Source organism: Candidatus Microbacterium colombiense (genome assembly GCA_029203165.1).
In the GTDB taxonomy this organism is placed as follows: domain Bacteria; phylum Actinomycetota; class Actinomycetes; order Actinomycetales; family Microbacteriaceae; genus Microbacterium; species Microbacterium colombiense.
Window position 1 is genome coordinate 3,171,841 of record CP119308.1, and the last position, 13,707, is coordinate 3,185,547.

At 65.4% G+C, this 13,707-nt stretch carries 24 protein-coding genes; 1 reads left to right on the forward strand and 23 read right to left on the reverse strand.

The window, feature by feature from the left end:
- Nucleotides 1-60 precede the first annotated feature (60 nt).
- On the forward strand, nt 61-1,041 hold the full coding sequence (locus tag P0Y60_15485; GenBank protein ID WEK60683.1) for a hypothetical protein: 981 nt from the start codon (nt 61-63) through the stop codon (nt 1,039-1,041).
- 77 nt (nt 1,042-1,118) lie between these two features.
- On the opposite strand, the gene map is transcribed toward P0Y60_15485, so the two are convergent.
- The 23 genes from map to rpsJ form a co-directional block, all read right to left on the reverse strand.
- Nucleotides 1,119-1,967, reverse strand: a complete 849-nt coding sequence (gene map / locus P0Y60_15490) for a type I methionyl aminopeptidase (protein ID WEK60684.1) — start codon at nt 1,965-1,967, stop codon at nt 1,119-1,121.
- A 10-nt stretch (nt 1,968-1,977) separates the two neighbouring features.
- The gene (locus tag P0Y60_15495; protein WEK60685.1) at nt 1,978-2,574 is read right to left on the reverse strand and encodes an adenylate kinase; all 597 of its coding nucleotides are present in this window, start codon (nt 2,572-2,574) and stop codon (nt 1,978-1,980) included.
- Complete coding sequence (gene secY, locus P0Y60_15500; GenBank protein WEK60686.1) at nt 2,571-3,893, reverse strand: preprotein translocase subunit SecY; 1,323 nt, start codon at nt 3,891-3,893, stop codon at nt 2,571-2,573. Before secY ends, P0Y60_15495 begins: the two co-directional genes overlap by 4 nt.
- Before the next feature lie 129 nt (nt 3,894-4,022).
- On the reverse strand, nt 4,023-4,658 hold the full coding sequence (gene rplO / locus P0Y60_15505) for a 50S ribosomal protein L15 (GenBank protein ID WEK60687.1): 636 nt from the start codon (nt 4,656-4,658) through the stop codon (nt 4,023-4,025).
- On the reverse strand, nt 4,658-4,843 hold the full coding sequence (gene rpmD / locus P0Y60_15510; GenBank protein WEK60688.1) for a 50S ribosomal protein L30: 186 nt from the start codon (nt 4,841-4,843) through the stop codon (nt 4,658-4,660). The genes rplO and rpmD overlap by 1 nt, the downstream gene beginning before the upstream one ends.
- The gene (gene rpsE / locus P0Y60_15515; GenBank protein WEK60689.1) at nt 4,843-5,541 is read right to left on the reverse strand and encodes a 30S ribosomal protein S5; all 699 of its coding nucleotides are present in this window, start codon (nt 5,539-5,541) and stop codon (nt 4,843-4,845) included. Before rpsE ends, rpmD begins: the two co-directional genes overlap by 1 nt.
- 20 nt (nt 5,542-5,561) lie before the next feature.
- Complete coding sequence (gene rplR / locus P0Y60_15520; GenBank protein ID WEK60690.1) at nt 5,562-5,921, reverse strand: 50S ribosomal protein L18; 360 nt, start codon at nt 5,919-5,921, stop codon at nt 5,562-5,564.
- 2 nt (nt 5,922-5,923) lie between these two features.
- Nucleotides 5,924-6,460: a 50S ribosomal protein L6 gene (gene rplF / locus P0Y60_15525; protein WEK60691.1), complete on the reverse strand. Its 537-nt coding sequence runs from the start codon at nt 6,458-6,460 to the stop codon at nt 5,924-5,926.
- Between the two features lie 6 nt (nt 6,461-6,466).
- Complete coding sequence (rpsH, locus tag P0Y60_15530) at nt 6,467-6,865, reverse strand: 30S ribosomal protein S8 (protein ID WEK60692.1); 399 nt, start codon at nt 6,863-6,865, stop codon at nt 6,467-6,469.
- Between the two features lie 144 nt (nt 6,866-7,009).
- Complete coding sequence (rplE, locus tag P0Y60_15535) at nt 7,010-7,600, reverse strand: 50S ribosomal protein L5 (GenBank protein WEK60693.1); 591 nt, start codon at nt 7,598-7,600, stop codon at nt 7,010-7,012.
- Nucleotides 7,600-7,959, reverse strand: coding sequence for a 50S ribosomal protein L24 (gene rplX / locus P0Y60_15540; protein ID WEK60694.1), 360 nt, complete (start codon nt 7,957-7,959; stop codon nt 7,600-7,602). The genes rplE and rplX overlap by 1 nt, the downstream gene beginning before the upstream one ends.
- Before the next feature lie 2 nt (nt 7,960-7,961).
- Nucleotides 7,962-8,330 (reverse strand): 50S ribosomal protein L14, encoded by a 369-nt coding sequence (gene rplN, locus P0Y60_15545; GenBank protein WEK60695.1) that lies wholly within the window; start codon nt 8,328-8,330, stop codon nt 7,962-7,964.
- Nucleotides 8,327-8,644: a 30S ribosomal protein S17 gene (rpsQ, locus tag P0Y60_15550; protein ID WEK60696.1), complete on the reverse strand. Its 318-nt coding sequence runs from the start codon at nt 8,642-8,644 to the stop codon at nt 8,327-8,329. The genes rplN and rpsQ overlap by 4 nt, the downstream gene beginning before the upstream one ends.
- On the reverse strand, nt 8,644-8,961 hold the full coding sequence (rpmC, locus tag P0Y60_15555) for a 50S ribosomal protein L29 (GenBank protein WEK60697.1): 318 nt from the start codon (nt 8,959-8,961) through the stop codon (nt 8,644-8,646). Before rpmC ends, rpsQ begins: the two co-directional genes overlap by 1 nt.
- On the reverse strand, nt 8,961-9,380 hold the full coding sequence (gene rplP, locus P0Y60_15560; protein WEK60698.1) for a 50S ribosomal protein L16: 420 nt from the start codon (nt 9,378-9,380) through the stop codon (nt 8,961-8,963). Before rplP ends, rpmC begins: the two co-directional genes overlap by 1 nt.
- Entirely contained in the window at nt 9,380-10,135 is a 756-nt protein-coding gene (gene rpsC, locus P0Y60_15565) for a 30S ribosomal protein S3 (GenBank protein ID WEK60699.1), read from the reverse strand. The genes rplP and rpsC overlap by 1 nt, the downstream gene beginning before the upstream one ends.
- Nucleotides 10,135-10,533, reverse strand: coding sequence for a 50S ribosomal protein L22 (rplV, locus tag P0Y60_15570; GenBank protein ID WEK60700.1), 399 nt, complete (start codon nt 10,531-10,533; stop codon nt 10,135-10,137). The genes rpsC and rplV overlap by 1 nt, the downstream gene beginning before the upstream one ends.
- Nucleotides 10,533-10,814 carry a 30S ribosomal protein S19 gene (rpsS, locus tag P0Y60_15575; GenBank protein ID WEK60701.1) on the reverse strand — a complete coding sequence of 94 codons (282 nt, stop codon included), beginning with the start codon at nt 10,812-10,814 and terminating at the stop codon, nt 10,533-10,535. Before rpsS ends, rplV begins: the two co-directional genes overlap by 1 nt.
- Nucleotides 10,815-10,826: 12 nt before the next feature.
- The gene (gene rplB, locus P0Y60_15580) at nt 10,827-11,666 is read right to left on the reverse strand and encodes a 50S ribosomal protein L2 (GenBank protein WEK60702.1); all 840 of its coding nucleotides are present in this window, start codon (nt 11,664-11,666) and stop codon (nt 10,827-10,829) included.
- Between the two features lie 20 nt (nt 11,667-11,686).
- Entirely contained in the window at nt 11,687-12,010 is a 324-nt protein-coding gene (gene rplW, locus P0Y60_15585; GenBank protein ID WEK60703.1) for a 50S ribosomal protein L23, read from the reverse strand.
- Nucleotides 12,007-12,669: a 50S ribosomal protein L4 gene (gene rplD, locus P0Y60_15590; GenBank protein WEK60704.1), complete on the reverse strand. Its 663-nt coding sequence runs from the start codon at nt 12,667-12,669 to the stop codon at nt 12,007-12,009. The genes rplW and rplD overlap by 4 nt, the downstream gene beginning before the upstream one ends.
- A gap of 2 nt (nt 12,670-12,671) precedes the next feature.
- Entirely contained in the window at nt 12,672-13,331 is a 660-nt protein-coding gene (gene rplC, locus P0Y60_15595; GenBank protein WEK60705.1) for a 50S ribosomal protein L3, read from the reverse strand.
- Between the two features lie 8 nt (nt 13,332-13,339).
- Entirely contained in the window at nt 13,340-13,648 is a 309-nt protein-coding gene (gene rpsJ / locus P0Y60_15600; protein WEK62934.1) for a 30S ribosomal protein S10, read from the reverse strand.
- Nucleotides 13,649-13,707 lie beyond the last annotated feature (59 nt).

Here is a 13,707-nt window from a genome sequence, read left to right on the forward strand (position 1 = left end):
TGTTCGCCGATGCTGGGCCGGTCGACGAATGGGGCCGCCAGCGCGTCGCAGAATCGTCGCATGCTCTCCCTCTCCGACCGCGCCGTACTCGCTTCCCCGCTCCCGCTCATCGTCGCAAGCGAGGCCCGACTTCTCGGCATCCGTGTGACGGGTGCCCGGTGGATGCGGTTGCGTCGCGGCATCCATGTCGAACGGGCGGGCTACCTGGCGCTGCCGCCGTGGCGACGTTACGCGGTGCGGGTCCACGCGTTCGTGCAGCGGCATCCCGACGCGATCCTGTGCCTCGAGTCCGCGGCGGTGCTGCATGGTCTGCCGTTGTTCGGGGAGCCGCGGGACATCCACGTCCACGATCCGGAACGTGCAACCAGCCGACGGTTCGGTGACGTCTGCGTGCACACCAGCGTCGACGCACGCACGGTGGTGCGCGTCGGTCACACACTCTTGTCGAGTGCGCTCGACACCGTCACCGACCTGGCCCGCCTGCTCCCTCCCGCGCACGCGCTCGCGCTCGTCGACAGCGCGATCTCTCCGGTGCAGGGCGGCACGCTCTCGATGGAGCGCCTCTGGGATCATTCACTCGCGCGTGTGGATGATCGCGGGCGGCGGCGCCTTCGCTGGGCCCTGGGCGAAAGTGACAAGCGATCCGAGTCGCCGGCCGAGAGCATCAGCCGTGCGGTGATCTCATGGAGCGGTTTCGAGCGACCCGAACTCCAGTCCGAGTTCCGCTACGACGGGGCACTGGACCGCGTCGACTTCCTCTTCCCCACCCGACGCGCGATCGGCGAGGCGGACGGATGGCAGAAGTACGGTCTTACCGACCCGGATGCCGCGGCTCGAGCGCTCAGAGACGAGAAGCGCCGTGAGGATCGGCTGCGCCGGCATGGGCATCCGTTCGCGCGGTGGGAACTGCGCGATGCGTGGCAGGTCGAGCCGCTGTGTCGCGCGCTGCGTGCCGCCGGCGTTCCGCTCGTACGCCCGGCGCAGTCGCAGATGCTCGCGTCCCTGCGCCACAATCCGCGCGAGAAACCACGAACGCCATGAGACAGCATGCCTGATGCGTCGTCTCGCGCGCAGAGTGGTTTCTCGCCGACGATGTGGAGTCTCGTGGATGAAGCGCGTCAGGCGAGTGGGACGGGCACGACGCCGAACGGAGCGAGCCCCTCTACACCGCCATCCGCCGCGGTCAGCACCCAGATGCCGCCGTCGTGCCGGGCCACGCTGTGCTCCCAGTGCGATCCGTCGGAGCCGTCGACCGTCGTGACGGTCCACTCGTCGTCCTCGACATAGGTCGCTTCACCACCGGCCGTGACCATGGGCTCGATCGCGAGCACCAGACCGGGCTTGACCTCCGGGCCGGGGTCGGGCGTGCGGTAGTTGAACACGCTCGGCGCCTCGTGCATCTTGCGGCCGATGCCGTGCCCCACGTACTCCCGGAGGATGCCGTAGGTCTCCCCCGACACGACCGACGTCCCCTGGGCCTCGATGTACGCCTGGATCGCCGCACCGATCTCACCGATGTGCGAGACCGACGCCATGGCCGCGATGCCGGCCCACATGGATCCCTCGGTCACTCGGGAGAGCTCCTCACGGCGGGCGACGAGCTCGTCGCGCTCCGGATCCGGCACCACGAAGGTCACGGCGCTGTCGCCGTTCCATCCCTCGAACTGCGCGCCGCAGTCGACGGACACGATGTCACCGGGCTGCAGCACCCGATCGCCGGGGATGCCGTGAACCACCTGATCATTCACCGATACGCAGATCGTGTGGCTGTAGCCGCGAACGAGTTGGAAGTTCGACTCGGCGCCACGCTCGAGGATCGTGCGGTTCGCAGCCTCATCGAGCGCCAGCGTGGTCACACCGGCACGGATCAGTGGGCGCACGGCATCCAATGCCGCCGCCGTGATGAGGCCGGGCTCGACCATGGCTCGCAGTTGAGCCGGGGTCTTGTAGATCGAGCGGCGGAACATCTCCGGTCGCTCAGGCCGCGAGCCGCAGACCGCGAGCGGTCAGGGCGGCGAACACGCGATCGGTGATCTCTTCGAGGGAGCCGACACCGTCGATGCGGTCGACGATGCCCTTGGCGCCGTAGACCTCGATGATCGGAGCCGTCTCGCGCTCGTAGATGTCGAGACGGTGCCCGATGGCCTCGGGGGTGTCATCCGACCGTCCCTGCTCCGTGGCACGGAGGGTGAGCCTCGAGAGACTCTCCTCACGGGGCACGTCGAGCAGGATGACGGCGTCGAGCGACTCGCCACGCTCGGCCAGGAAAGCCTCGAGGTGGCCGACCTGTGCGGTGTTGCGCGGGTACCCGTCGAGGAGGAAGCCGTTCGCGGCGTCATCCTGCGACAGTCGATCGCGCACGATCTCGCTCGTCAGCTCGTCCGGCACGAGGTCGCCCTTGTCGAGGATCGCCGTGACCTGCTGGCCGAGCGGCGTCCCCTCCTTGATGTTCGCGCGGAAGATGTCTCCCGTGGAGACCACGGGAATGCCGTACGACTCGGCGATGCGCACACCCTGCGTGCCCTTGCCGGAGCCCTGCGGGCCGACGATCAGGAGCCGTGCGGATGCTGTCATCGAAGAAGCCCTTCGTAGTGGCGCTGCTGCAGCTGCGCGTCGATCTGCTTGACCGTCTCGAGACCGACACCCACGATGATGAGGATCGACGCGCCACCGAACGGGAAGTTCTGGTTGGCGCCGACCGTGGCGAGGGCGATGAGCGGGATCAGCGCGATGAGACCCAGGTAGATGGAACCGGGGAGCGTGATGCGGGTGAGCACGTAGTCGAGGTACTCGGCGGTGGGGCGCCCGGCACGGATGCCCGGGATGAACCCGCCGTACTTCTTCATGTTGTCGGCGACCTCGACCGGGTTGAACGTGATGGCCACGTAGAAGTAGGTGAAGCCGATGATCAGCAGGAAGTACGCCGCCATGTAGATCGGGTGGTTGCCCGTGGTGAAGTACGTGCTGATCCAGGTGACCCAGGCGGCCGGCGTGGAGCCGTCCTGCGGGGTGTTGAACTGCGCGATCAGCGCAGGGATGTACAGCAGCGACGACGCGAAGATCACGGGGATCACACCCGCCATGTTCACCTTGATCGGGATGTACGTGTTCGTCCCGCCGTAGGTGCGGCGACCGACCATGCGCTTGGCGTACTGCACAGGGATGCGCCGCTGGGACTGCTCGACGAACACGACGAGGCCCATCACGATGATTCCCACGAGGAGTACCAGGAGGAAGGTCTCGAAGCCCTTGCTCTCCCAGATCATCCACATGGCACCGGGGAAGGTGGCGGAGATCGACGTGAAGATGAGGAGCGACATTCCGTTGCCGATGCCGCGCTCGGTGACGAGCTCGGCGAACCACATGATGAGTCCGGTACCGGCCGTCATCGCCATGATGATGAGCAGCTGTGCCCACCACACGTCGTTGGTCAGCAGGTTGTTGCAGGCGGCCAGGTCGGACGCACCGAAGAGCTGTCCGCTGCGTGCGACGGTAACGAGGGTCGTGGACTGCAGGAGGGCCAGCGCGATCGTGAGGTAACGCGTGTACTGGGTCAGGCGGGCCTGGCCGGCCTGACCTTCCTTGTGCAGCGCCTCGAAGTGCGGGATGACGACGCGGAGCAGCTGCGTGATGATCGTCGCCGTGATGTACGGCATGACGCCGAGGGCGAAGATCGACAGCTGCAGGAGCGCACCGCCGGAGAAGAGGTTGACCAACCCGAGCAGGCCGTCCGCGCCGGAGTTCTGGGCGAGGCACTCCTCGACGTTCGGGAAATTCACGAACGGAGCAGGGACGTTGGAGCCCAGCCGGTAGATGGCGACGATCGCCAGAGTGAAACCGATCTTCCGACGCAGGTCGGGCGTGCGGAAGATCCGCGCGATGGCGCTAAACAAGAACGTTCCTCCTGAAAGGGTTGCCAGATCCCGAAGGACGGCTGAAAGACCAGGGTAACCTACCCGGACGAGCCGGGGAGACTAACCACAAGAGGGGCCGGAGAATCTCCGGCCCCTCTTGCGTAGTGGTTACTTGACGGATCCGCCCGCAGCAACGATCTTCTGCTCGGCAGAACCCGAGACCTTGTCGACCGAAACGGTGAGCTTCACGGCGATGTCGCCGTTTCCGAGAACCTTGACCTTCTCGTTCTTGCGAACGGCACCCTTGGCGACCAGGTCGCCGATGGTGACATCGCCACCCTTCGGGTACAGCTCCGCGAGCTTCTCCAGGTTCACGACCTGGTACTCCACGCGGAACGGGTTCTTGAACCCGCGCAGCTTCGGGGTGCGCATGTGCAGAGGCATCTGCCCACCCTCGAAGCCGACGCGAACGGTGTTGCGCGCCTTGGTGCCCTTGGTTCCACGACCAGCGGTCTTACCCTTGGAGCCCTCACCGCGACCGACACGGGTCTTCGCGGTGTTGGCGCCGGGAACCGGACGCAGGTGGTGCACCTTCAGCACGCCGGGGCGGGATGCCGGAGCATCCTTCTTCGGCGCAGCCTTCTTGGCGGCGGGCTTCTTGGCGGGAGCCTCAGCCTTGGCGTCGGACGCGGCGGCCTTGGCCGGCGCCTTCTTCGCTGCGGGCTTCTTCTCGGCGGCAGCCTTGGGAGCCGCTGCCTTCTTCGGGGCCTTCTCGGCCTCGACGGCTTCGTTCTTCTCAGCCATTAGTCAATCTCCTCAACCTTGACGAGGTGTGCGACGGTCTTGACGTACCCGCGGTTCTGCGCGTCGTCGGGGCGAACGGTGCTGTCGCCGATTCGCTTGAGACCGAGGCTGCGCAGCGTGTCACGCTGGTTCTGCTTCTCGCTCACCTTGGACTTGATCTGCGTGACCTTGAGGCGCGAAGCCATCAGGCACCTACCTTCTGTGCGGCGATGGCGTCAGCCTCCGCACGAACGAGACGCGCCGGTGCCACCTGGTCGAACTCGAGGCCACGACGTGCGGCGACCGCACGGGGCTCCTCGAGCTGCTTCAGGGCAGCGACGGTCGCGTGCACGATGTTGATCGTGTTCGACGAGCCGAGCGACTTCGACAGCACGTCGTGGATACCGGCGCACTCGAGCACGGCGCGAACCGGACCACCGGCGATAACACCGGTACCGCCCGATGCGGGACGCAGCAGCACGACGCCGGCAGCGGCCTCACCCTGCACGGGGTGCGGGATGGTGACGCCGACGCGCGGAACGCGGAAGAAGTTGCGCTTGGCCTCTTCGACACCCTTCGAGATCGCCAGAGGGACCTCGCGGGCCTTGCCGTAGCCGACACCGACCAGACCGTTGCCGTCACCGACGACCACGAGAGCGGTGAAGCTGAAGCGACGACCACCCTTGACGACCTTGGAGACGCGGTTGATGGTCACGACGCGCTCGAGGAACTGGTTGTCCCCACGGTCACGCGAGTTGCGGTCACGGCCGCCACCCTGGTTGCGATCGCGACCGCCACCGCCACCGCGGCGGCCTTCGCGAGCAGGCTCGGCCTGGGTCGTACCGGCGGCCGTCTCAGAGACGACAGCAGCCGTCTCGGGAGCGGCAGCAGCCGTTTCGGTCACTTCGTTCTCCTTGTTGTCACTCACAGTGCCAGCCCCCCTTCACGGGCGCCATCGGCGATGGCTGCGACACGGCCGGCGTAGCGGTTGCCACCACGGTCGAACACTGCCTCGGAAACGCCGGCAGCCTTCGCGCGCTCGGCGAGAAGCTCGCCGACCTTGCGGGCCTTGGCGGTCTTGTCACCCTCGAGCGAACGCAGGTCGGTCTCGAGCGTCGATGCCGACGCCACGGTGTGACCCTTGCTGTCGTCGACGAGCTGCACGAAGACGTGGCGAGCCGAACGGTTGACGACGAGGCGCGGGCGCACCTCGGTGCCGACGACCTTCTTGCGAAGGCGGGCGTGACGACGCGCGCGGGCGTCAGACTTTGACTTGAGAGCCATGGTTACTTACCACTCTTTCCGGCCTTGCGACGCACGACCTCGCCGGCGTAGCGAACACCCTTGCCCTTGTACGGCTCGGGCTTGCGGATCTTGCGGATGTTTGCAGCTGCCTCGCCGACAGCCTGCTTGTCGATCCCGCTGACGGTGAGCTTGTTCGTGCCCTCGACCGTGAACGTGATCCCGGCGGGAGGATCGATCAGGACCGGGTGCGAGAAGCCCAGGGCGAACTCGACCGAGCTGCCCTTCTGAGCCACGCGGTAACCGGTTCCGACGACCTCGAGACCCTTGGTGTAGCCCTGGGTCACGCCGATGATGTTGTTGTTGATGAGCGTGCGGGTCAGGCCGTGAAGCGACCGGGACTCGCGCTCGTCGTCCGGACGGGAGACCAGAACCTGGTTCTCCTCGACCGAGACCTCGATGGGGTTGGCCAGCGTGAGCGTGAGCTCACCCTTGGGGCCCTTCACCGCGACCTCACGGCCGTCAACCGAAATGGTGACGCCCGCAGGCACGTCGATGGGAAGTCGTCCAATACGCGACATGTTCGATTACCACACGTAGGCGATGACTTCTCCGCCCACGCCCTTCTGCTCTGCCTGACGGTCGGTGAGAAGACCGGAGGAGGTGGACAGGATGGCCACGCCGAGGCCGCCGAGGACCGTGGGGAGCTCGGTGGACTTCGCGTAGACGCGGAGGCCGGGCTTCGAGACACGCTTGATGCCTGCGATGGAGCGCTCACGGTTCGGGCCGTACTTCAGCGTCAGCGTGAGGTTCTTGCCGACGCGAGCGTCAGAAGTCTCCCAACCGGCGATGTAACCCTCACGCTGGAGGATGTCGGCGATGTGCGTCTTGAGCTTGCTCGACGGCAGGGTCACGGAGTCGTGGTGCGCCGAGTTCGCGTTACGCAGACGGGTCAGCAGATCTGCGACCGGGTCTGTCATTGTCATTGTGTTGTTCCTTTGTTCATGAGGTTCCGGCTGCCGTTACACGACAGACGGCCTGCGATGAGCACGCAATCTTCAATTGTACGTGCACTCAGGCGAGTGCTTCGACAGGCTCGGCCGCCGAGGGCCGCCGAGCCTGTCGAGACGTCACGCCTGTGCGTCTTCCGAGCGGAACGGGAAGCCGAGGTGACGGAGCAGTGCCCGACCCTCGTCATCCGTCTTCGCGGTGGTGACGACAGTGATGTCGAAACCGCGAACCCGGTCGATCTTGTCCTGATCGATCTCGTGGAACACGCTCTGCTCCTGGAGACCGAAGGTGTAGTTGCCGTTCCCGTCGAACTGCTTGCCCGAGAGACCGCGGAAGTCGCGGATACGGGGCAGTGCGAGCGAGACGAGGCGGTCCAGGAACTCCCACGCGCGGTCACCACGAAGGGTCACGTGCGCGCCGATGGCCTGTCCCTCGCGCAGCTTGAACTGCGCGATCGACTTGCGAGCCTTCGTGACGAGCGGCTTCTGACCGGTGATCTTGGTGAGATCGTCGATCGCGCCGTCGATCACCTTGCTGTCGCGAGCTGCCTCGCCGACACCGGTGTTCACGACGACCTTGACCAGTCCGGGGGTCTGCATGACGTTCGCGTAACCGAACTCCTCCTGCAGAGCCTTCTTGATCTCGGAGTTGTACTTCGCCTTCAGGCGGGGCTGCACCTTGACAGCCTCCGCAGCGTCAGTAGCTGCCATCAGAGGTCCTTACCTGACTTCTTCGCGAAACGCACGCGGACGTTGCGCTTCACGCCGTCCTTGACCTGCTCCTCGACCCGGTGGCCGACCTTGGTCGGCTTCTTGGTCGAAGGGTCGACGACGGCGACGTTCGAAATGTGGATGGAGGCCTCGACAGTCTCGAGGCCGCCCGTCTTGGTGCCACGCTGCGTCTGTCCGACGCGGGTGTGCTTGGTGACGTAGTTCACGCCCTCGACGATGACGCGGTTCTTCTCGGCCAGGATCTCGAGGACCTTGCCCTGCTTACCGCGGTCTCCGCCACGCTCCTGCGTGGCTCCGGTGATGACCTGAACCAGGTCACCCTTCTTGATCTTCGCCATGATTAGATGACCTCCGGCGCCAGCGAGACGATCTTCATGAACTTCTTGTCACGAAGCTCACGACCGACCGGTCCGAAGATACGGGTGCCGCGGGGCTCCCCGTCGTTCTTCAGGATGACGGCGGCGTTCTCGTCGAACTTGATGTAGGAGCCGTCCGGACGACGGACCTCCTTCTTGGTGCGGACGATGACCGCCTTGACGACATCACCCTTCTTGACGTTGCCACCGGGGATCGCGTCCTTGACGGTTGCGACGATGGTGTCACCGAGGCCGGCGTAACGACGCTTCGAGCCACCGAGCACGCGGATGGTGAGCAGCTCCTTGGCGCCGGTGTTGTCGGCAACCTTGAGTCGGGATTCCTGCTGAATCACTTGGCCTTCTCCAGAATCTCCACCAGGCGCCAGCGCTTCGTGGCGCTGAGCGGGCGGGTCTCGTTGATCAGGACCAGGTCGCCGATGCCGGCGGTGTTCGCCTCATCGTGCGCCTTGACCTTCGAGGTGCGGCGGATGACCTTGCCGTAAAGCGGGTGCTTCACGCGGTCCTCGACCTCGACCACGATGGTCTTGTCCATCTTGTCGCTGACGACGTAGCCACGACGCGACTTGCGGTACCCACGGGCATCCGCATCGCGCACATCGTGAGCAGCGTGCTCAGCCTCGACGGCGGCTTCCTTCTTGGTGGCCATCACTCAGCCTCTTCCTTCACGGCGTCGTCGGCGGCATCCGCCTTCTTCGCCTTCGACTTGGACGCCTTCTTCGCCGGAACCTCGACCGGAGCGGGCGTCGCACGGATGCCCAGCTCGCGTTCGCGGATCACGGTGTAGAGACGCGCGATGTCGCGCTTGACGGCGCGGATGCGGCCGTGGCTCTCCAGCTGGCCGGTGGCCGACTGGAAACGGAGGTTGAACAGCTCCTCCTTGGCCTTACGCAGCTCCTCGACGAGGCGCTGGTCTTCGAACGTGTCGAGCTCTGTAGGAGCGAGCTCCTTGGTGCCGATCGCCATTACGCGTCGCCCTCCTCGCGCTTGATGATGCGTGCCTTCAACGGCAGCTTGTGAATTGCTCGGGTCAGTGCTTCGCGGGCGAGTTCCTCGCTCACGCCGCCGACCTCGAAGAGGACGCGACCCGGCTTGACGTTGGCGACCCACCACTCGGGCGAACCCTTACCGGAACCCATGCGGGTTTCCGCAGGCTTCTTCGTGAGCGGGCGGTCCGGGTAGATGTTGATCCACACCTTGCCGCCACGCTTGATGTGACGCGTGACCGCGATACGAGCGGACTCGATCTGACGGTTCGTCACGTAGGCAGGCGTCAGGGCCTGGATGCCGTAGTCACCGAAGGAGACCTTCGTGCCGCCGGTAGCCTGACCCGAGCGACCCGGGTGGTGCTGCTTGCGGAACTTGACCTTACGAGGGATGAGCATTATGCCGACGCTCCTTCTGCGACAGGTGCCTCGTTGCGCGGCGCGCGGCGGCGGTCGCCACCACGGTCGTCACGACGGGACTTGGGTGCGTTGGCCTGCTCGCGAGCGAGCTCCTTGGCCGTCAGGTCACCCTTGTAGATCCAGACCTTCACACCGATGCGGCCGAAGGTCGTCTTGGCCTCGTAGAAGCCGTAGTCGATGTTCGCGCGGAGCGTGTGCAGCGGCACACGGCCTTCGCGGTAGAACTCCGAGCGGCTCATCTCGGCGCCGCCGAGGCGGCCGGAGACCTGGATGCGGATGCCCTTGGCACCAGCGCGCTGCGCGCCCTGGAGACCCTTGCGCATCGCACGACGGAACGCCACGCGAGCAGAGAGCTGCTCGGCGATGCCCTGTGCGACGAGCTGAGCGTCAGCCTCGGGGTTCTTGACCTCGAGGATGTTCAGCTGGATCTGCTTGCCCGAGAGCTTCTCGAGGTCGCCACGGATACGCTCGGCCTCAGCACCACGACGACCGATCACGATGCCCGGACGGGCGGTGTGGATGTCGACGCGGACACGGTCGCGGGTGCGCTCGATCTCGATGTTCGAGACACCGGCTCGGTCCAGCTGCGTCTGCAGCAGGCGACGGATCTTGATGTCCTCGGCGACGTAGTCGGCGTAACGCTGACCCTTCTTCGTCGAGTCCGAGAACCAGCGCGACACGTGGTCGGTGGTGATTCCGAGGCGGAAGCCGTACGGGTTTACCTTCTGTCCCATTACTTGCTCGCCTTCTTGTTGCTGTCGCCCGCGGCGGCCGGGGCTGCCTCAGGCGTCGAGAGCACGACCGTGATGTGGCTCGTGCGCTTCTTGATCTGGAAAGCGCGACCCTGTGCACGGGGCTGGAAACGCTTGAGCGTCGTGCCCTCGTCGACGTAGGCGTTCGCCACGTACAGGTCCTGCTCGTCGAAGAACTCTCCGTCGCGATCCGCCTTCACCTGTGCGTTGGCCATGGCCGACGCGACAAGCTTGTAGATCGGCTCGCTGGCGCTCTGCGCTGCGAACTTCAGGATGGCGAGGGCCTCGAGAGCCTGCTTGCCCTTGATGAGCGCGACGACACGACGAGCCTTCTGCGGGGTCACGCGAATGTGCTTCACGCGTGCGATCGATTCGACCATTAGCGGCGCCGCCCCTTCTTGTCGTCCTTCTCGTGGCCGCGGAAGGTGCGGGTGGGCGCGAACTCGCCCAACTTGTGGCCGACCATGGTCTCGGACACAAACACGGGGATGTGCTTGCGACCGTCGTGGACCGCGATCGTGTGACCCAGCATGGCCGGGATGATCATGGACCGGCGGGACCAGGTCTTGATGACGTTCTTGGTGCCGGCTTCGTTCTGGACAATCACCTTGCGAAGCAGGTGGTCATCGACGAAGGGGCCCTTCTTAAGACTGCGAGGCATCTTCTCTTACTCCTACTTACGCTTCTTGCCGGCGTTACGACGACGCACGATGTACTTGTCGCTTTCCTTGTTGGCGTGACGGGTGCGACCCTCAGCCTGGCCCCAGGGGGAGACGGGGTGACGACCACCAGAGGTCTTACCCTCACCACCACCGTGCGGGTGATCGACCGGGTTCATGGCGACACCACGGACGGTCGGGCGGACGCCCTTCCAGCGCATGCGGCCGGCCTTACCCCAGTTGATGTTCGACTGCTCGGCGTTGCCGACCTCGCCGATGGTCGCGCGGCAGCGCGCATCGACGTTGCGGATCTCGCCCGAGGGCAGACGCAGCTGGGCGAAGTTGCCATCCTTGGCGACGAGACGGACGGATGCACCGGCCGAACGTGCCATCTTCGCGCCGCCACCGGGACGGAGCTCGATCGCGTGGATGACGGTACCCGTCGGGATGTTCTTCAGCGGGAGGTTGTTTCCCGGCTTGATGTCAGCCCCGGCACCCGACTCGATGACGTCGCCCTGCTTCAGCTTCGCCGGAGCGAGGATGTAGCGCTTCTCTCCGTCGAAGTAGTGCAGGAGCGCGATGCGCGCGGTGCGGTTGGGGTCGTACTCGATGTGAGCGACCCGAGCGTCGACGCCGTCCTTGTCATTGCGACGGAAGTCGATGACGCGGTACTGGCGCTTGTGGCCACCACCGATGTGACGGGTCGTGATACGGCCCTGGTTGTTACGACCACCGGTCTTCGAGAGCGGGCGCAGCAGCGACTTCTCCGGCGTCGATCGGGTGATCTCGGCGAAGTCAGCCACCGAGGAGCCGCGACGGCCCGGGGTCGTGGGCTTGTACTTGCGAATAGCCATTATTGTCCTTATCCCCCGGATCAGCCGATTGCCGTGAAGATGTCGATGGTGCCCGACTTCAGGGTGACGATGGCGCGCTTGGTGTCCTTGCGCTTGCCGGTGCCGAAGCGGGTGCGGCGGGCCTTGCCCACGCGGTTGAGGGTGTTGACCCCTGCGACCTTGACGCCGAAGATCTTCTCGATGGCGAGCTTGATCTCGGTCTTCGAAGCGCGCGGGTCGACGAGGAAGGTGTACTTGCCTTCATCGATGAGCCCGTAGCTCTTCTCGGACACGACCGGCTTCAGGATGATGTCGCGCGGGTCCTTGTTCAGGGCCGTCTGGAGAACAGATGCCTGCTCGCTCATGCGGAGACCTCCTGGTTGGCGCCGGACTTGGAGGCGATGAAGCCCTCGAGCGCGGCCTGGGTGAAGACGATGTCGTCGGAGACGAGCACGTCGTAGGCGTTGAGCTGGTCGAACGTCAGCACGTGCAGGTTCGACAGGTTGCGGATGCTCTTCAGCGTCACGTCGTCGCCCCGCTCGGTCACCACGAGCACGTTCTTCGACGAGACGACGTTGGTGAGGAAGTTCACCGCGGTCTTCGTCGAAGGCGCACCGTCGATGCCGAAGGACTCGATCGCGTGGATGCGGTCACCGCGGAAGCGGTCGCTGAGCGCGCCCAGGAGGGCGGCGGCGATCATCTTCTTGGGGGTGCGCTGCGAGTAGTCACGCGGCTTCGGTCCGTGGACGATGCCACCACCGGTCATGTGCGGCGCGCGGATGGAACCCTGACGGGCGTTACCCGTGCCCTTCTGCTTGAAGGGCTTGCGGCCGGCACCGGAGACCTCGCCACGACGCTTGGTCGAGTGCGTGCCCTGGCGAGCCGCCGCGAGCTGCGCGACGACGACCTGGTGGATGAGCGGGATGTTCGTCTTGGCGTCGAACAGAGCGGCGGGCAGCTCGATCGAGCCAGCCTTCTTGCCGTCTGCCTTGAGGACGTCGAGCGCGAGAGTGGAGTCAGCCATGTTCAGGCACCCTTCACTGCGTTGCGGACATAGACGATGCGGCCACGAGCACCGGGGACAGCGCCCTTGACGAGCAGCAGACCCTTCTCGATGTCGATGGCGTGCACCGTGAGGTTGAGGACGGTCACGCGCTCGCCACCCATACGGCCGGCCATGCGCATGCCCTTGAAGACGCGGCTCGGGGTCGACGATGCGCCGATGGAGCCGGGCTTGCGGTGGTTGCGGTGCGAACCGTGCGATGCCGAGACGCCCTTGAAGTTGTGACGCTTCATGACACCGGCGAAGCCCTTGCCCTTGCTCGTGCCGACGACGTCGACGAGCTGTCCGGCGTCGAACGTGCCGTCGACCGTGAGCTCCTGACCGAGTGAGTAGTCAGCAGCGTCCGCGGTGCGGATCTCGGTGACGTGGCGACGCGGCGTGACGCCAGCGGCCTCGAAGTGAGCCGAGAGGGGCTTGTTCACCTTGCGGGGGTCGATCTGGCCGTACGCGATCTGCACGGCGTTGTAGCCGTCCTTCTCGGGCGTACGAACCTGCGTGACCACGTTGGGTGCGAGTTCGATGACGGTGACGGGGATGAGCTTGCCGCTCTCGTTCCACACCTGGGTCATGCCGAGCTTCGTGCCCAGCATTCCCTTGGAAATCTTTGCGTTGATGTCAGCCATGTCGGACCTCAGAGCTTGATCTCGATGTTGACATCGGCAGGCAGGTCGAGACGCATCAGCGAGTCGACGGCCTTGGGCGTCGGGTCGACGATGTCGATCAGACGCTTGTGGGTGCGCATCTCGAAGTGCTCGCGGCTGTCCTTGTACTTGTGGGGCGACCGGATGACGCACACGACGTTCTTCTCGGTCGGAAGCGGCACGGGGCCGACGACGGTCGCGCCCGCACGGGTCACGGTGTCGACGATCTTGCGTGCCGACGAGTCGATGACCTCGTGGTCATACGACTTCAGGCGAATGCGGATTTTCTGTCCCGCCATTGTCTGCTCACTCTCTTTAAGCGTCTTACCGACCTGATCCGGGTGGCTCAGGGGCATTG